At 73.4% G+C, this 17,199-nt stretch carries 15 protein-coding genes; 5 read left to right on the forward strand and 10 right to left on the reverse strand.

Annotated elements, in window-relative coordinates:
- Positions 1-132: 132 nt before the first annotated feature.
- Positions 133-1,548 (reverse strand): phytoene desaturase family protein, encoded by a 1,416-nt coding sequence (locus OG627_RS05540; RefSeq protein ID WP_329061991.1) that lies wholly within the window; start codon positions 1,546-1,548, stop codon positions 133-135.
- Between the two features lie 94 nt (positions 1,549-1,642).
- Here OG627_RS05540 and OG627_RS05545 point away from each other — a divergent pair, with 94 nt between their 5' ends.
- The 3 genes from OG627_RS05545 (at position 1,643) to OG627_RS05555 (ending at position 3,653) form a co-directional block, all read left to right on the forward strand.
- Positions 1,643-2,512: a nucleotidyltransferase domain-containing protein gene (locus tag OG627_RS05545; RefSeq protein WP_443073419.1), complete on the forward strand. Its 870-nt coding sequence runs from the start codon at positions 1,643-1,645 to the stop codon at positions 2,510-2,512.
- 180 nt (positions 2,513-2,692) lie between these two features.
- Positions 2,693-3,409 (forward strand): TNT domain-containing protein, encoded by a 717-nt coding sequence (locus OG627_RS05550; RefSeq protein ID WP_329061993.1) that lies wholly within the window; start codon positions 2,693-2,695, stop codon positions 3,407-3,409.
- A gap of 10 nt (positions 3,410-3,419) precedes the next feature.
- Positions 3,420-3,653 carry a hypothetical protein gene (locus OG627_RS05555; RefSeq protein WP_329061995.1) on the forward strand — a complete coding sequence of 78 codons (234 nt, stop codon included), beginning with the start codon at positions 3,420-3,422 and terminating at the stop codon, positions 3,651-3,653.
- 24 nt (positions 3,654-3,677) lie between these two features.
- Here OG627_RS05555 and OG627_RS05560 read toward each other — a convergent pair whose 3' ends face one another.
- On the reverse strand, positions 3,678-4,568 hold the full coding sequence (locus OG627_RS05560; RefSeq protein WP_329061998.1) for an inositol monophosphatase family protein: 891 nt from the start codon (positions 4,566-4,568) through the stop codon (positions 3,678-3,680).
- Positions 4,569-4,622: 54 nt separating this feature from the next.
- A complete protein-coding gene (locus OG627_RS05565; protein ID WP_329072387.1) occupies positions 4,623-6,392 on the reverse strand; it encodes a gamma-glutamyltransferase family protein in 1,770 nt (589 codons plus the stop codon).
- Between the two features lie 241 nt (positions 6,393-6,633).
- Here OG627_RS05565 and OG627_RS05570 point away from each other — a divergent pair, with 241 nt between their 5' ends.
- Positions 6,634-7,689 (forward strand): lipoate--protein ligase family protein, encoded by a 1,056-nt coding sequence (locus OG627_RS05570; RefSeq protein WP_329072389.1) that lies wholly within the window; start codon positions 6,634-6,636, stop codon positions 7,687-7,689.
- Here OG627_RS05570 and OG627_RS05575 read toward each other — a convergent pair.
- The 7 genes from OG627_RS05575 to OG627_RS05605 form a co-directional block, all read right to left on the reverse strand.
- Positions 7,686-9,239 (reverse strand): NCS1 family nucleobase:cation symporter-1, encoded by a 1,554-nt coding sequence (locus tag OG627_RS05575; protein WP_329062000.1) that lies wholly within the window; start codon positions 9,237-9,239, stop codon positions 7,686-7,688. The two genes, OG627_RS05570 and OG627_RS05575, sit on opposite strands and share 4 nt — an antisense overlap.
- Before the next feature lie 99 nt (positions 9,240-9,338).
- Positions 9,339-10,337 carry a TIGR03842 family LLM class F420-dependent oxidoreductase gene (locus OG627_RS05580; RefSeq protein ID WP_329062002.1) on the reverse strand — a complete coding sequence of 333 codons (999 nt, stop codon included), beginning with the start codon at positions 10,335-10,337 and terminating at the stop codon, positions 9,339-9,341.
- Between the two features lie 38 nt (positions 10,338-10,375).
- Entirely contained in the window at positions 10,376-11,782 is a 1,407-nt protein-coding gene (hydA, locus tag OG627_RS05585; RefSeq protein WP_329062004.1) for a dihydropyrimidinase, read from the reverse strand.
- Between the two features lie 73 nt (positions 11,783-11,855).
- Entirely contained in the window at positions 11,856-13,136 is a 1,281-nt protein-coding gene (locus tag OG627_RS05590; RefSeq protein WP_329062005.1) for an aspartate aminotransferase family protein, read from the reverse strand.
- A complete protein-coding gene (locus OG627_RS05595) occupies positions 13,133-13,975 on the reverse strand; it encodes a nitrilase-related carbon-nitrogen hydrolase (protein WP_329062007.1) in 843 nt (280 codons plus the stop codon). Before OG627_RS05595 ends, OG627_RS05590 begins: the two co-directional genes overlap by 4 nt.
- A 309-nt stretch (positions 13,976-14,284) precedes the next feature.
- Positions 14,285-15,712: a hypothetical protein gene (locus tag OG627_RS05600; protein ID WP_329062009.1), complete on the reverse strand. Its 1,428-nt coding sequence runs from the start codon at positions 15,710-15,712 to the stop codon at positions 14,285-14,287.
- 130 nt (positions 15,713-15,842) lie between these two features.
- Positions 15,843-16,271 carry a PPOX class F420-dependent oxidoreductase gene (locus OG627_RS05605; protein ID WP_329062011.1) on the reverse strand — a complete coding sequence of 143 codons (429 nt, stop codon included), beginning with the start codon at positions 16,269-16,271 and terminating at the stop codon, positions 15,843-15,845.
- A 140-nt stretch (positions 16,272-16,411) separates the two neighbouring features.
- On the opposite strand from OG627_RS05605, the gene map reads away from it, so the two are divergent.
- Positions 16,412-17,179: a type I methionyl aminopeptidase gene (gene map, locus OG627_RS05610; RefSeq protein ID WP_329062013.1), complete on the forward strand. Its 768-nt coding sequence runs from the start codon at positions 16,412-16,414 to the stop codon at positions 17,177-17,179.
- The last annotated feature ends 20 nt before the right edge of the window (positions 17,180-17,199 follow it).

Genomic DNA, 17,199 nt, shown 5'->3' on the forward strand with positions numbered 1-17,199 from the left:
GGCGGGGCGACGCACGACCGCGCCGTCGAGCGTCCGGGTCCCGTGTGCCCGTAACGGTGCCGGGAAGGGCCGGTCGTGCGCCGCGTCCCGGGCCGGCCCGGGACGGTACGGGACGGGAGGCCACCCGCAGGATCAGTCCTGGCGCAGCCGCCGCCACACCGCCTTCGCCGCGTTGTGCCCCGACATGCCGTGTACCCCGGGCCCCGGCGGGGTGGCCGAGGAGCAGAGGAAGACCGCGGGGTGCGCGGTGGTGTACGGCGAGAGCGAGAGCTTGGAGCGCAGCAGGAGCTGGAGCCCGGAGGCGGCGCCGCAGGCGATGTCCCCGCCGACGTAGTTGGCGTTGCGGTCGGCCAGTTCGCGCGGTCCCGCCGTGGCACGGGCCAGCACCCGGTCGCGGAAACCGGGGGCGAAGCGCTCGATCTGACGCTCTATCGAGTCGGTGAAGTCGCCCTGCCAGCCGTTGGGTACGTGGCCGTACGCCCAGAAGACGTGCTTGCCCTCCGGCGCGCGCGACGGATCGACCAGGCTGGGCTGCGAGGTGATCAGGAACGGCGTGTCCGGCGCCTGCCCGCCCGCCGCCCGGCGCAGCGCGGTGCCGATCTCCCGGCTGCTGGGGCCGATCTGTACGGTGCCCGCCCGGCGCGGCTCCTCGGCCGTCCAGGGCACCGGGCCGTCCAGGGCGTAATCGATCTTGAAGACGCCGGCGCCGTAGCGGTAGCCGTCGTAGGCGCGGCCGAGGCCGACGATCCGGGCGAGGGCGGTCGGGGACGTGTCGAAGATGTAGGCGCGGGCGGGCGGCAGCTCGTCCAGCCGCTTGACCTCGTATCCGGTGTGGACGGTGCCGCCCAGGGCGCGCAGATACGCGGCGAGGGCGTCGGAGATCGACTGCGAGCCGCCGTGCGGCATCGGCCAGCCGCCCGCGTGCGCGGCGAGCGCGAAGACCAGCCCGACGGCGCCGGTGGCGAAGCCGCCCAGCGGGGCGATGACATGGGCGACGAGCCCGGCGAAGAGTGCTCTGGCCCGGTCGTCGCGGAAGCGGCGCATCAGCCAGGTCGACGGGGGCAGTCCGACGAGTCCGAAGCGGGCGAGGGTGACCGGGTCGCGCGGCAGCGCGGTCAGCGGCAGGGACATGAAGTCCGTCGCGAACGAGTCCCACTTGCCGAGGAACGGGGCGACGAGCCGCCGGTACGCCCCGGCGTCGCGCGGGCCGAAGGAGGCGGCCGTCTCGGCGACGGAGTGCGACAGCACGGCCGCCGTGCCGTCGTCGAAGGGGTGCGCCATGGGCAACTCGGGGTGCAGCCAGTCCAGTCCGTACCGCGCCAGCGGCATCGTCTTGAAGACGGGCGAGCCGATACCCAGCGGGTGGACCGCCGAGCAGGGGTCGTGGCGGAATCCGGGCAGGGTCAGCTCCTCGGTCCGCGCCCCGCCGCCCACCGTCTCCTTGGCCTCGAACACGGACACGGAGAACCCGCGCCTGGCCAGCTCGACGGCGGCGGTCAGCCCATTGGGCCCCGCCCCCACGACGACCGCATCGAGCATCGACGTCACCTTCGGCTCCTCTGTCAGCTCTGTCAGCCACCGGCCAGGGACCCCAGGATATTCCCGGGCACCGACAGCCCGGGAGCGGGTACGGTCCGCGACCATGAACGCGCATGCGGACCGGCCGGTGGAGGCATCCATGGAAGAAGTGATCGGGGCGATGGCGGCGCGGCTGACCGGGGTTCGGGGCGTACGCGCCGTGTCCCTCGGCGGCAGCCGCGCCCGGGGTGCCGAGCGCCCGGGCTCCGACTGGGACCTGGGCGTCTACTACCGGGGGACGCCGGACGTGGCGGCGCTGACGGCGCTGGCGGCGGAGGTGGCCGAAGGACCGGCGGGCTCACCGGTGGAGGTCGCGGGCCCGGGCGGCTGGGGGCCCTGGGTGAACGGCGGCAGCTGGCTGACCGTCGACGGCGTCGCCGTGGACTGGATCCTGCGCGATCTCGACCGGGTGGAGCGGGTCTGGACGGACTGCCGGGAGGGCCGGTACGAGGTGGGGATCCAGCCCGGCCATCCCCTCGGCTTCTGGTCGCCCGCGTACGCCGGGGAGGTCGCGCTCTGCCGCGTACTGGCTGATCCGTACGGCGAGTTGACGCGTCTGCGGGCGGAGACGGCCGACTACCCGGAGCCGCTGCGGACGGCGCTGGCCGGGGCGGTGTGGGAGGCGGAGTTCTCGGTGGCCGCCGCCCGCAAGACGCTGGGGCGCGAGGGCGGCGCCGGCGGTGACGACGCGCTGTTCGTGGCGCTGTGCCTGTCCCGGGCCTTCGGCGTCCTCGTCCAGTGCCTGCACGCCCACCACCGGACGTGGTGCCTCAACGAGAAGGGCGCGACGGCCGCCGCCGCGGCTCTCCCGGACACCCCGCCGGGCTTCGGGCGGCGCGTCGCGGAGGCGCTGCGCGCGCCGGCCGCGCGGGCGGTGGCGGAGGCGGACGCGCTGGTACGGGAGGTACGGGCGGTGCTGGAGGCGGACGGCTGACAGCGGCGGCGGGCGGCGGGGCGGGTTCGGCGGCGGGCGGTTGACGGTTGGCGGTTGGCGGCGGGGCGGGTTCGGCGGCGTGCCCCCGGACGCGATGTCACTTCTCGCACGTGATCTACTACCCTCCGTCACTATTCCTCGTCGTTCGATGAGGCATCAGCCTGTGAAGGGACTCGTTCAGTGAACCGAATGCGCACTCTCCTGGCCGGGCTGGGCATCACCGCCCTCCTGGCCATGGCGCCCGCCGCCCACGCGGCTCCCCCCGAGCGGCCGACGGAGAGCGGCCGGGCCGTGGCGTCCGCCCCGCCCACCGCCGCGATCCCGCTCCCGCCCCGGCCCGAGCCCTGCACCGGGAAGTTCCGGGACGACGCGCGGCTCGGCCCCGAGCACCTGCCCAACAGGTGGCAGGCGCCGGTCGGTCCGCTGCTGAAGGGCTACCACCGGACCGGGCATCTGTCACCCGCGGCCTTCCTGAAGAAGTACTGGGAGGGGCCCGCCGATTCGGGCAGCTGGAAGTACCCGCCGAACGACGGATTCGCCGATGTGAACGGCGTGCCGGACAAGAACGCCACCGAGCTGCGCGCCGGTGAGCGTCTGGACCGGTTCGGCTCCGAGTTCGGCTCCTACCTGGCGCCCGCCGGTGACGCGTACGCCAAGCGTGCGCTGCCGCCGCAGAACCTCAACACCCGTGACGAGGCGTTCCCCTGCGACTACCACGTCTACAAGGTCGTCAAGCCGTTCTCCGTGTGGCAGGGCGGCATCGCCCCGTGGTTCGAGCAGCCGGGCCGGGGCCAGCAGATCAAGCTCGACCCGGTGTTCCTCGACCCGGGTCCCGGTGAGCGGCTGAGCGTGAAGTGGCTGCTGGACCACGACTACCTCGCGCCGGCCGGCGCGTAACGTCTCCGCCATGGACCGCCACACGCTGCGGGCCGCGCTGAGCGCGGCCGGGGTACCCGACGGCTACTACCGCATCGAGGGAGTCCATGAACCGGTCCCCACGCCCCCCGACTTCCTGTTTCTGCGCAGGGCCGGGGACGGGGCGTGGGAGACCGGGACGTACGAGCGCGGAGCGTACGAGGTCGTCGCCCGCGACCCGAGCGAACGCGCGGCGTGCGAGCGGCTGCTCGGGCTGCTCACCTGACGTCCTGCCCACCTCACACCCCGCTCACCCGCCGTCCCGCTCACCCGCCGTCCCCCGGCCCCCGGCGCGCAGCCGCTCCCGTACCCGCCGCGCGGTCCGCGCGTCGCGCGCCGCCGTGAACGGGAGCGTGTTGCCGCCGGCGATGCGGTACGGCTCGCCCGCCAGCGTGGTCTGCGCGCCGCCCGCCTCCGTGACGAGCAGCAGCCCGGCCGCGTGGTCCCAGGCCAGCTCCCAGTTGAAGGCCACCGCGTCGAGCGTGCCGCGCGCCACGGACAGGTACTCCATCCCCGCAGCACCGCAGGGCCGGGCCTCGATGTCCGCGCAGTCCAGGCCGAGCAGCGCGTTCTTCTGCGCGTCCGACGTGTAGTCGGGGTGGGAGTGCGCGACCTTCAGGGCCGCGCCGGGCTCGGGGGCGCCGGAGTTGAGCCGGGCGCCGTTGAGGACGGCGCCCCGGCCCCGTACCGCGATCGCCATCAGGTCCAGGGCCGCCGCGTAGGTCCAGGAGGCCAGCAGCTCGCCCTGCTGCGCGAGCGCGACCAGCGTGCAGAAACCGGGCTCGCCGCGCACGAACTGGCGGGTGCCGTCCACCGGGTCCACGATCCACACGGGCGCGTCGCCGCGCAGCGCGCCGTAGGCCGCCGGGTCCGCGTGGACGGCCTCCTCGCCGACCACCGCCGAGCCGGGCAGCAGCTTGGTGAGGGCGGCGGTGAGGTGCTCCTCGGCGCGCCGGTCGGCGACGGTCACCAGATCGTGCGGGCCGCTCTTCTCCACGATCTCGTGCGCGGCCAGCTGCCGGAAGCGCGGCATGATCTCGGCCGCCGCCGCGGCGCGTACCGCCGCCTCGACGGCGGCCACGCCGGGGCCGTCGGCCGTGCCGCGCAGGGGAACCGTTCCGAACACTGAGTCATCGATCATGTGCCCAGCCAATCACGCCGCCGTGACGGGCAGCGGGGCGCACCGGGTGGCCGGTCAGCGTCCGACGGCGTAACCCTGCATGCCGCGCGGGTTCGCGGCGGCCGAGAGGACGCCGCTCGCCGGATTCCTGGCGACCGCGCACAGCCGCCCCTCCGACCAGGCCGGGCCGACGGTCACGTCATGGCCGCGGCGGCGCAGCTCCGCGATGACGTCCGGGTCCGTGCCCGCCTCCACGGTCACCGCGCCCGGGCGCATGCCGCGCGGGAAGAAGGAGCCGGGGAAGCTGTCGTGGTGCCAGTTGGGCGCGTCGACGGCGCCCTGGAGGTCGAGTCCGCCGCGTACCGGGGGCCGCAGGGCGAGCGCCAGGAAGAAGTGGGTCTGCCACTGGTCCTGCTGGTCACCGCCGGGCGTGCCGAACGCCAGCACCGGCACCCCGTCGCGCAGCGCGAGGGAGGGGGTGAGGGTGGTGCGGGGGCGGCGGCCCGGGGTCAGGGAGTTCGGCAGGCCGGGCTCCAGCCACGCCATCTGGAGCCGGGTGCCGAGCGGAAAGCCCAGCTCGGGCACGACGGGGTTGGACTGGAGCCAGCCGCCGCTGGGGGTGGCGGCGACCATGTTGCCCCAGCGGTCGACGATGTCGACGTGGCAGGTGTCGCCCCGGGTGCCGCCGTTCGCCGCCACGGTCGGCTCGCCGGCCCCGGGTGCCGTCGGCGGGTCGAGGTGGCCCCGGCCCGAGGCGACGGCGTGGGCGTGCGCGCTGAGCACGGGCACGCGGCCGTCGGGGCTGCCCGGCCGCAGGTCGTACGAGGCCCGCTCGCCGATGAGGGCGCGCCGCGCGGTGTTGTACGGCTCGGAGAGCAGCGTGCCGAGGGGGACGTCGGCGGCGTCCCCGTACCACGCCTCCCGGTCGGCCATGGCGAGCTTGGAGCCCTCGATGAGCCGGTGGACGTACGCGCCGGAGCCGTACGGCGGCAGGTCGGCGGCGCGCGGGGGCAGGAGCGCCAGCTGCTGGAGGAGGACGGGGCCCTGGCTCCAGCCGCCCGCCTTGCAGAGCGTCCAGCCGTCCCAGTCGTGGGTGACGGGCGCCTCGTACGTCGCGGACCAGCCGGCCAGGTCGGCGGCCGTCAGGGTGCCGGTGTGCCGGGAGCCGCTGGTGTCCAGGGTCGGCCGGGCGGACTGCGCGAGCAGCGCCTCGGCGATGAAGCCCTCGCGCCAGATCCGCCGGGCGGCCTCGATCTGGCCCACCCGGTCGTCCCCGCCCCGCTGCTCGGCCTCGGCCGTCAGCCGGCGCCAGGTCGCGGCGAGGGCGGGGTTGCGCAGCAGTGTCCCGGGCGCGGGCGCCCGGCCGCCGGGCAGGTACACCTCGGCGGAGGAGGTCCACTCCGTCTCGAACAGCTCCCGCACCGTCCCGACGGTCTCGCCGATCCGCTCGACGGGCGGGTGGCCGTCCTCCGCGTACCCGATGGCGTACCGCAGCACCCGCGCGAGCGGCTTCGTGCCGTGGTCGCGCAGGAGCACCATCCAGGCGTCGAACGCCCCGGGCACGGCGGCGGCCAGCGGCCCGGTGCCGGGGACGAGTTCCAGGCCGAGGGAACGGTAGTGCTCGACGGTCGCCCCCGCGGGCGCGGTCCCCTGCCCGCAGAGCACGCGCACCTCTCCCCCGGCGGGCCCGACGATGATCGGCACCTCCCCGGCGGGCCCGCACAGATGCGGCTCCACCACATGCAGCACGAACCCGGCGGCCACGGCGGCGTCGAAGGCGTTGCCCCCGTCCTCCAGCACGGCCATCGCGGACTGCGAGGCGAGCCAGTGGGTGGACGACACCATGCCGAAGGTGCCCTGGAGAGTGGGCCGGGTCGTGAACCGCACCTGTGTCACCTCACCGTTGGAACGGACGCTCCGCCGGCAGCAGGCTACCCACGTCCGGCGCGCGCGTGCGGAGCGGGTGGAGCGGGGCGGCCGGAGCGGGGCGGGTAGAACGGGCCTTACGGAATGAAGGCCCCGATCCGGGCGTTGTGGCTGGTCGGAGCCGGGCCGTTCGGGCCCGGGCGGACGCGGAGGCATGAGCGTGCACGGTGAGTACAAGGTCCCCGGCGGCAAGCTCGTCGTGGTCGACCTGGACGTGGCGGACGGGGCGCTGCGCGGGGTGCGGGTGGCCGGGGACTTCTTCCTGGAGCCCGACGAGGCGATCGGGGCGATCGACCGGGCCCTGGAGGGCGCCCCCGCCGACACGGACGCCGCCGGGCTCGCCGCGCGGATCGAGGCGGCGCTGCCCGCGGGGACCGTGATGTACGGGCTGAGCGCCGAGGGCGTGGCCGTCGCCGTGCGGCGGGCGCTGGCGGGGGCGACCGAGTGGAGCGACTACGACTGGCAGCTGATCCACGAGCCACCGCAGTCCCCCGCCCTCCACATGGCGCTGGACGAGGTCATCACGGCCGAGGTCGCCGCCGGGGTGCGCCCGCCGACGCTGCGGGTCTGGGAGTGGGACTCGCCCGCCGTGATCATCGGCAGCTTCCAGTCGCTGCGCAACGAGGTCGACCCGGCGGGCGCGCGGCGGCACGGTGTGACGGTGGTGCGCCGGGTCTCCGGGGGCGGCGCCATGTTCGTCGAACCCGGCAACACCATCACGTACTCCCTCTCCGTACCGCAGTCCCTCGTCTCCGGCCTCTCCTTCGCGGACAGTTACGCGTATCTGGACGACTGGGTGCTCTCCGCGCTCGGCGACATGGGCATCACCGCCTGGTACCAGCCGCTCAACGACATCGCCACCGACCAGGGCAAGATCGCCGGCGCGGCCCAGAAGCGCGTCGTGGACGGCCGGGGCGCGGTGCTGCACCACGTGACCATGGCGTACGACATCGACGCCGACAAGATGCTCGACGTGCTGCGCATCGGCGGGGAGAAGCTGTCCGACAAGGGCACCCGCAGCGCGAAGAAGCGGGTCGATCCGCTGCGGCGGCAGACCGGGCTGGAGCGCGAGGCCGTCATCGAGCGGATGATCGACTCCTTCCGGGGCCGGTACGGTCTCACGACGGGCAGGGCCACCGACGCGGAGCTGGCGCGCGCCGAGGAGCTGGTCGCGACGAAGTTCTCCACGGCGCGGTGGACGGCGCGGGTTCCCTAACGGGTGTCCGTCCCGGTCCCCGGGAGGGCTCCGCGGTGCGTCGTCCGCAGGGTCAGTACGACGTACAGCACCAGCGACGCCGTCAGCCCCACCGCCCAGCCGTAGTCCGCGAGCGGCTTCAGGTAGGGGATCAGCCCGTCCTCGGGGAACGGGCCCTCTCCCGGGGCCGAGTGGGAGCCGCCCACGGCCAGGAGCCCGCCGAAGGCGAAGGCGAGCACCGCGCGCGGGTTCCAGCCCTTCACGTACCAGTAGCGGCCGCCGGGGCGGTAGAGGTCGGCCAGGTCGAGGACGGTACGGCGGATGATCCAGTAGTCGGCGATCAGGATGCCGGCGACCGTACCGAGCAGACCGCCGACCAGGCCGAGCCAGGTGAAGATGTACAGCTCCGGGGTGGCGGTGAGCTTCCACGGCATGATGACGACCCCGACGACGCCCGTGATCAGCGCGCCGGTACGGAAGCTGATGAGTTTCGGCGCGAGGTTGGCGAGGTCGTAGGCGGGCGAGACGATGTTGGCCGCGATGTTCACCGAGACCGTCGCGATCAGCACGGTCACCAGGGCGAAGAGCAGTCCGAAGACGTTGTCGGCCCGCGCGGCCAGCTCGACCGGGTCCCAGATGGTCGTCCCGTACACCGCCTGCGAGCCGGAGGTGACGAAGACCGACAGCAGCGCGAAGAGCGTCATGGTGGTCGGCAGGCCGAGGGTCTGGCCCCAGATCTGGGCGCGCTGGCCCGCGCCGAAGCGGGTGAAGTCGGGGATGTTGAGCGACAGGGTGGACCAGAAGGCGATCATCCCCATCAGCGACGGGAAGAAGACCGGCCAGAAGTCCTTGCCCCAGCCCAGCCGGGAGGGTTGGCCGAGCAGCGGGCCGACTCCCCCCGCCTTGACGGTGATCCAGCCGAGCAGCACGAGCGCGCCGACGATCACGAAGGGCGCGGCCCAGTTCTCGAACCGCCGCAGGGTGTCCATCCCCCGGTAGATGATGGCGAGTTCGAGCGCCCAGAAGAGCACGAAGCAGACCCACAGCGTCCACGGCTGGCCGCCGATCCGCGACGCCTGCGCCCATCCGCCGAAGACCTTGTCGAGCAGGACGAAGATGCCCTGGCCGCCGATCCAGGTCTGGATCCCGAACCAGGCGCAGGCGACGGCCGCCCGGATCAGCGCCGGCAGATTGGCGCCGCGCACTCCGAAGGAGGCGCGGGCGAGCACGGGGAACGGAACACCGTATTTGGGTCCGGCGTGGCCGGTGAGCAGCATCGGGAAGAGCACGATCAGATTGGCCAGCGCGATCGTGAGGACCGCCTGTTTCCAGTCCATGCCCAGGGCGACCAGTCCGGAGGCCAGCATCCAGGACGGGATGTTGTGCGCCATGCCGATCCACAGCGCGGCGAAGTTGTACGTCGTCCAGCTGCGCCGGGCGACCGGGACGGGCAGCAGATCGGCGTTGGCGTAGCGGCTGTCCTCGGGGATCGCGCCGGGCGGCAGCTCGACGCGGCCCCGCCCTTCGGCTATCGGGTCCGGTTCGGAGGTGGGCGGTACGGTCGCGGTCATGACGGCGGGACCCTTCGTTCGAGGGCGGATGGCGGGGACGTCGAACGGGGCCGTGCGGGCGGGTGGGTGCGAGCGGCGCGGGGAGCGGGGCCGGTCCGGTTACCGGAGCGCGGGGATGATCCGCTCGCCGTAGGCGTCGATCGTCGCTTCCTTCGCGTCGTGCATGTTGTAGACGGCGAACTGGTCGACGCCCAGATCGCGCAGCGTCCGCAGCTTCTCGATGTGCGCCTCGGCGGGGCCGAGCAGACAGAACCGGTCCACGATCTCGTCCGGTACGAAGCCGGCGTCCGGGTTCCCGGTGCGGCCGTGGTGGCTGTAGTCGTACCCCTCGCGCCGCTTGATGTAGTCCGTCAGCGCGTCAGGCACCAGCCCGGAGTGCTCGCCGTAGCGCGCCACCAGGTCGGCGACGTGGTTGCCGACCATCCCGCCGAACCAGCGGCACTGCTCGCGCGCGTGCGCGAGGTCGTCGCCCACATAGGCGGGCGCGGCCACGCAGATCGTGACGGAGTCGGGGTCGCGGCCGGCGTCGGAGGCGGCCGTGCGGACGGCCTTGACCATCCACTCGGTGAGGAACGGGTCGGCGAGCTGGAGGATGAAGCCGTCGGCCTTCTGCCCGGCCAGGGCCAGGGCCTTGGGGCCGTACGCCGCCATCCACACCGGCAGTTTCCCGTCGCGCACCCAGGGCAGCCGCACCGGCCGGCCGTCGATCAGCGCCTCCCGGCCCTCCCCCAGGTCGCGGATGGTGTCGATGGCCTCGCCCAGGGTCGCCAGGGTGTTGGGGCGCCGTCCCACCACCCGCATCGCGGAGTCCCCGCGGCCGATGCCGCACACGGTGCGGTTGCCGTACATGTCGTTGAGGGTGGCGAAGGTGGAGGCGGTGACCTCCCACGTCCGGGTGGACGGGTTGGTGACCATGGGGCCCACCACCAGGCTGGTGGTGTGTTCCAGGATGCGGCTGTAGATGACGAAGGGCTCCTGCCAGAGCACGGCCGAGTCGAAGGTCCAGCCGTACCGGAAGCCGTTGCGCTCCGCGCGCCGCATGAGGCCGACCACCGACGAGGCGGGCGGATCGGTCTGGAGAACGAGTCCGAAGTCCATGGCGTGAGACGCTCCCTAACTCAGGTGAGGTACTGAACTCAGTCGAGGTACTGGCAGGTCGAGCGGGGGGTGTACTGGCCGTGTCCGGCCCTGCCCTTGAACTCCCCCTTCTCCAGGACCACTTCACCCCGGGAGAGCACCGTCTCGACCCGGCCGGTGATCCGCTTGCCCTCGTAGGCGGAGTAGTCCACGGCCATGTGGTGCGTGCGCGCCGAGACGGTCTGCTCGGCGTGCGGGTCGTAGATGACCACATCGGCGTCGGCGCCCGGCGCGATGGTGCCCTTGCGCGGGTAGAGGCCGAACATCCTGGCCGGGGAGGCGCAGGCGATGTCGATCCAGCGGCGGCGGCTCAACCGGCCCTCGACCACGGCCTGGTGGAGCAGATCCATCCGGTTCTCCACCCCCGGCAGCCCGTTGGGGATCTTCGAGAAGTCGCCGCGGCCCATTTCCTTCTGACCGGCGAAGCAGAACGGGCAGTGGTCCGTGGACACCACCTGGAGGTCGTCGGTCCGCAGCCCCCGCCAGAGGGCCGCCTGATGCTCCTTGGGCCGCAGCGGGGTCGAGCAGACGTACTTGGAGCCCTCGAAGTCCGGCTCGGCGAGGTTGTCGGTGGAGAGGAACAGGTACTGCGGACAGGTCTCGCCGAAGACCGGCAGCCCCTTGTCCCGGGCCGTGGCCAGCTCCGCGAGGGCCTCCTCGGCGGAGACGTGGACGACGTACAGCGGCGCGTCGGCGACCCGGGCGAGCTGGATCGCGCGGTGGGTGGCCTCGGCCTCCAGCAGGACCTTGCGCACCTCGCCGTGGTAGCGGGGGTCGGTGCGGCCCTCGGCCAGGGCCTGTTCGACGAGGACGTCGATCGCGATGCCGTTCTCGGCGTGCATCATGATCAGCCCGCCGTTGGACGAGGCGCGCTGCATGGCCCGCAGGATCTTGCCGTCGTCACTGTAGAAGACGCCCGGGTAGGCCATGAACAGCTTGAAGGAGGTGACGCCTTCCTGGACGAGGAGGTCCATCTCCTTGAGGGAGCTCTCGTTGACGTCCGCCATGATCATGTGGAACGCGTAGTCGATGGCGCACTTGCCGTCGGCCTTCGCGAACCAGGCGTCCAGGCCCTCGCGCAGCGACCCGCCCGGGGTCTGGATGGCGAAGTCCACGATGGTGGTCGTACCGCCCCAGGCGGCGGCCCGGGTGCCGGTCTCGAAGGTGTCGGCGGCGAAGGTGCCGCCGAACGGCATCTCCATGTGCGTGTGCGCGTCGACACCGCCCGGGATGACGTACCTCCCGGTGGCGTCGATCGTACGGCCGGCGGTCCAGCCCTCGGCCGTGCCGGAGCCGTGTGCGGCGAGCGCGACGATGCGGCTGTCCTCGATCAGGACATCGGCGTGGATCTCGTCGGACGCGGTGACGACGAGACCGCCGCGGATCAGGGTGCGGGTGCTGCTCATGCTGGTGACGCTCCCTCTCGTAACGACGGACGGGGACGGGCGGCCGGGGGGGGGCCGCGCGGCCGGGGAGTGACTAGGCGCTGCGCAGGGCCAGTTCCAGGATCTCCGCGCCCTCTTCCGCCTCGGCGACGGTGAGCGAGAGCGGGGGCGCGATGCGCAGCACACTGGTGTTGTGTCCCCCGCCCTTGCCGATCAGCAGCCCGCCCTCGCGGGCGGCTTCGAGGACCGCGGCGGCCGTCTCCGGCGCCGCCTCGGCCGTGCCCGGCCTGGTCAGCTCGATGCCGATCATCAGCCCCCGGCCGCGTACGTCCCGGACGGAGTCGACGCGCGCGCCGATGGCGCGCAGCCGCTCGATCAGCAGTCCGCCGACGCGGCGGGCGTTGCCCTGGAGGTCGTGCTCCAGCAGGTACGAGAGGTTGGCCAGCCCGGCGGCCATGGTGACGGGGCTGCCGCCGAAGGTCGAAATGGAGTTGGCGTCCAGGCAGTTCATGATCTCGGCGCGCGCGACGACGCCGCCGATCGACATGCCGTTGCCGATGCCCTTGGCGAAGGTGAGGATGTCGGGCGGGCCGTTCCCGGCGTGTGCCTGCCAGCCCCAGAAGTGCTCGCCGGTGCGGCCCCAGCCGGTCTGCACCTCGTCGCTGATCCACAGGACGCCGTGCCGGTCGAGGACCTCGCGGAACGCGGCGTACAGCCCGTCGGGCGGGGCGGTGAAGCCGCCGACGCCCTGGATGGGTTCGGCGATCAGCGCGGCGGGGGTACGGACGTGGCCGAGCAGGTCCTCCAGGTCGGCGACGCACGCCTCGGTGAACCGCGCGTCGGTGAGCCCTGCGTACGGTCCCCGGTCGCGGACGGCGCCGTGCACGTACAGCGTCTGGAGCGGGGAGAGCGTCGTCGGCGACCAGCCGCGGTTGCCGGTGACGGAGACGGTGGAGAAGGACCGGCCGTGGTAGCTGTTGCGCATCGCGAGGATCTGGTTCGACCCCCGGTACGCGGTGGCGAGCATCAGCGCCGTGTCGTTGGCCTCGGTGCCCGAGGTGGTGAAGAAGACCCGGGCGTCGGGGATGCCGGACAGACCGGCGACGCGCTCGGCGAGTTCGACCATGGGGCGGTTGAGATAGAGCGTGGAGGAGTGGATGATCCGCCCGGCCTGCTCACTGACCGCCTTGGTGACCTCGGGCAGCGCGTGGGCGGTCATGGTGGTGAGGATGCCGCCGAAGAAGTCGAGGTAGCGGTTGCCCTCGGCGTCCCACACGTGGCGGCCCTCGCCGTGGGTGATCTCGATGGGGTCCTGGTAGTACAGCGCCAGCCAGTCGGGGAGGACGGCGCGGTGCCGGCCGTACAGCTCCGTCACGGCCGCACCAGCCCCTCGTACGCGTCGGGGCGGCGGTCCCGGTAGAACGCCCACTGCTGCCGTACCTCTTCGATCAGGCCCAGGTCCAGGTCACGGACGAGGAGTTCCTCCTGCTTGTCACTGGCCGTCTCGCCGACGAACCGGCCGCGCGGGTCGACGAAGTAGCTCGTCCCGTAGAAGTCGTTGTCGCCGTACTCCTCCTGGCCGACGCGGTTGATCGCGGCGACGAAGTACTCGTTGGCGACGGCGGCGGCCGGCTGTTCGAGCTGCCAGAGGTAGCTGGACAGACCCCGGGAGGTGGCGGAGGGGTTGTAGACGATCTGCGCGCCGTTCAGCCCGAGCTGGCGCCAGCCCTCGGGGAAGTGGCGGTCGTAGCAGATGTAGACGCCGACCTTGCCGACGGCGGTGTCGAAGACGGGCCAGCCGGCGTTGCCCGGCTTGAAGTAGTACTTCTCCCAGAACCCCTTGACCTGCGGGATGTGGTGCTTGCGGTATTTGCCGAGATACGAGCCGTCGGCGTCGATGACCGCCGCCGTGTTGTAGTAGAACCCGGACTGCTCGATCTCGAAGACCGGAACGACGATCACCATTCCGGTCTCCCGGGCGAGATCCCGCATCCGGGTCACGGTCGGTCCGTCCGGGACCGGTTCCGCCCATCGGTAGTGCTCGGGCTCCTGCACCTGGCAGAAGTAGGGCGCGTTGAACACTTCCTGGAATCCGATGATCTTCGCGCCCTGCCGGGCCGCCTCGCGGGCGTGCTCCTCATGCTTCGCGATCATGGATTCGGTGTCGCCCGTCCAGGTCGCCTGGACAAGTGCGGCGCGTACGACTGAGGCCACGAGCTGCTCCTTCGGCGGGTGCGTCGGTGCGCTCTACGCACGTAGATTCGATGCGTAGGAGGAGAACGTAAGCCCCGTCCCACACGGGGGCAAGACCATCGTCGTTAACCCGCAGAGTCGATCAAGTTTCACACCCGAGCGGTCGACATCGGGCGGTTCACGCCAGAATGGGGCACACACTGGGGAAGTACGGGGGACGGCGCGGGGTACGGCGAGGGATACGCCACGGGTACGGCGCGGCCCCGGCAGTGGCTACGGCTACGGCTACGGCTACGGCTACGGCTACGGCACCGGGCGCGTACACCCGGTTCAGGCGTTGCCGATCCCCGCGACGCGCAGCGCGTGGACGAGGTCGCGCTCCCTGGCGACCGAGACCGTACGGGCCGCGTCGATCAGCTGCGGGACGAGCCTGCCGGGATCCGGGGCGGCGACCAGCGCCGCGTCCTCGGGCGCACGGGCCTGCACGAAGGCGGTGAGCAGCGCCCGCGCCTCCTGGCCCCGGCCCGCGTCACCGAGCGCGAGGACGGCGTCGCTGATCTCCCCGGCCGGCCGGGAGACGCCCTGGCGCAGCAGCTGACCGCAGTCGTCGTCCCGGCCCGCCAGGGCGAGCGCCCCGGCCGCCGCCGCGAGCTGCGCGGGCGGCAGGAAGGCGGCCTCCCAGAGCAGTTCGGCCCAGTCGGCGCCGAGCCCGGCGCGGTGCAGTTCGGCGGCGAGCTGCGGCAGTTGGCCGGGCGGGCGGCTCGCGGCCTCGCAGAGGACGACATGGGCCTCGCCGGAACGGCCCTCGGCGCGCAGCCGGATCAGCCGGGCGACGGTCTCCGTCGCCGCGCGCTGGTCCTCCGGGGTGGCCTCGGGCGCCGTCGGTCCGACGGGCCGGGCCGTCGGCACACCGCCGAAGCGGGCGCCACGCGGGGTGGCGGGGGCGCCCTGTGGAGGCGCGAGCGGCGCGGGCGCGGCGGCGTCGGGCTCCTCGTCCTCGATCCCGGCGAAGCGGGCGCCGCGCGGCTTGCGTTGGGGGGCGGGGCGCTTCTCCTTGCGCGCCTTCTTCCCGCTCCTGCCCTCCGGCCGCGCCTCGGGGCCGGGGACGTCCGCCGCGCCGCCCGCCGGGCCCTCCACCACACCGTGGGGCGCACCGTCGGGCGCGGCCGTCACCAGGTCCGCCGGGGCAGGCTCCGCGCGGAACCAGCCGTCCGGAGCGGGCGGGCGCGGGCGCGGGGCGGTGGAGCCGGGCGCGGTCAGGGCCGCCAGCCTGGTGCGGAGTTCGGCGCAGCGCGCGGTGGCGCGCGCGTGGTCGTCACGGACCCAGGCCAGGTCGTGGCCGAGCTGTTCCCCCTGGGGCGAGCCCTCCGGCGCGCTACGGAGCAGCCGCGCCAGTTCGTCGGCCCGGCCCGCCGCGTACGTCTGCTCACGGAGCATCAGCCGCAGCCGCTCCGACAGCGCCTCGCCGCCGCCGGGCAGCCGGTCGTACGCGGCGACGGACGCGGCGTGCAGCCGCCGGGCGCGCTCGGTCTCGCGCACCGCCAGCCGCTGGTCCCGGCCGGCCGCGAAGTCCTGGAGCAGCGACTCGACCACGTCCCAGGGCGGGATCTGGCTGCCGTCGAAGCAGGCGCGCAGCCCCTCGGGGTCGCGGTGCCCGAAGACGCCGTACCAGCCGCCGGCCGGGTCGAGCCGCGCCGCCAGGTCCTTTAAATACCGCGCGAAGTCCCCGGTCTGTGCCGGGAGTTGATGCCCCGCCATCGCTGCCCCGTCCCTGCGGGTCCCCTGCCGGAGGGAACACACTTCGGTCTGCGGGCATTTCACCCCAGCCGTGTTACGGGACGGCTACGGACAGTTTTCCGGCGCGGTGCGGCGGCCTCACGCGGCGGTCTCAGGCGGCGGTCTCAGGCGCGCCGGAGCCGTCCGGTCGTGCGGCGTCCAGCGTGACGGCGATGCCGGTGTGCGGGCGCTTGCCGCGCCGTACGACCATGGCCGGCCAGTCGACCAGCCAGAACTGCCAGGTGTACTTGGCGCCGATCAGCCGGCGCACCCGGCCCAGCTCCGCCGCGTCGAGCAGCCGCGCCACTCCTTCGGCGCCCACCGCCCCCGGCGCGATCCTGCCACGCGCGTCGCAGGCGGTCACCAGCGCCTTTCCGTTGTTGCGGATCCGCTTGACCTTCCAGGAGTCGGAGCGGGTCCAGATGAACAGCTCACCGCCGTCCACCGCGTGCCAGACGGGGGTGGCGACGCCGGTGCCGTCCTTGCGGTAGGTGGTGATGCTCACGTAGCGGCTGCGGCCGAGTTCCTCGATGGTGGTCACCCCACGGACCCTAGCCCGAACCGGCGCGTGGAGGGCGGCGGACGTGCGGGGGCCGGGGGCGCGGCCGGTCCCGGTCCCGCGGAACTTCCGCGCGGAGACACCGATTCCGGTCCGCGCTCCCGACCGGCATAGTTGTGGGAATGGTGCAGATCAAATCCGACGCGTCCCTGGATTCCATGCGCGCCGCCGGCCGCGTCGTCGCGCGGACGCTGGCGGCCGTACGCGAGGCGGCGGCCGTGGGCGTCGCCCTGCGCGCGCTCGACGCGACCGCCCGGGGCGTGCTGCGCGAGGCCGGAGCGGGCTCCCCCTTCCTCGACTATCACCCCGACTGGGCGCCCACGCCCTTCCCCGCCGTGATCTGCGCCTCCGTCAACGACGCGATCGTGCACGGCATCCCGGGCTCCTACCGGCTGCACGACGGCGACCTGGTGTCCATCGACTGCGGCGCGGTGCTCGGCGGCTGGGTGGGCGACGCGGCGGTCAGCTTCACGGTCGGCCGCGCCCGCCCCGACGACCTGCGGCTCATCGACACGACGTACGAGGCGCTGAACGCCGGGATCGCGGCGGCCGTCGTCGGCAACCGCGTCGGCGACATCGCGCACGCGGTCGGCCGCGTCTGCCGGGCGGCGGGGTACGGCATCCCCGACGGCCTCGGCGGTCACGGGGTGGGGCGCCAGATGCACGAGGACCCCGGAGTGCCCAACGAGGGCAGCGCCGGACGCGGCATGACGCTGCGTCACGGGATGGTGCTGGCGATCGAGCCGATGCTGACGGGCAGCGGCACGGACCGGCACTTCACGGCGCGCGACGGCTGGACGGTGCGCACCCTGGACGCCAGCCGCGCGGCCCATACGGAACACACGGTCGCGATCACCGACGAGGGCCCGCGCATCCTCACCGCGCTCTGAGGGCGCGGGGACCGGCCGTA

The organism is Streptomyces sp. NBC_01429 (assembly GCF_036231945.1).
Lineage (GTDB): Bacteria > Actinomycetota > Actinomycetes > Streptomycetales > Streptomycetaceae > Streptomyces.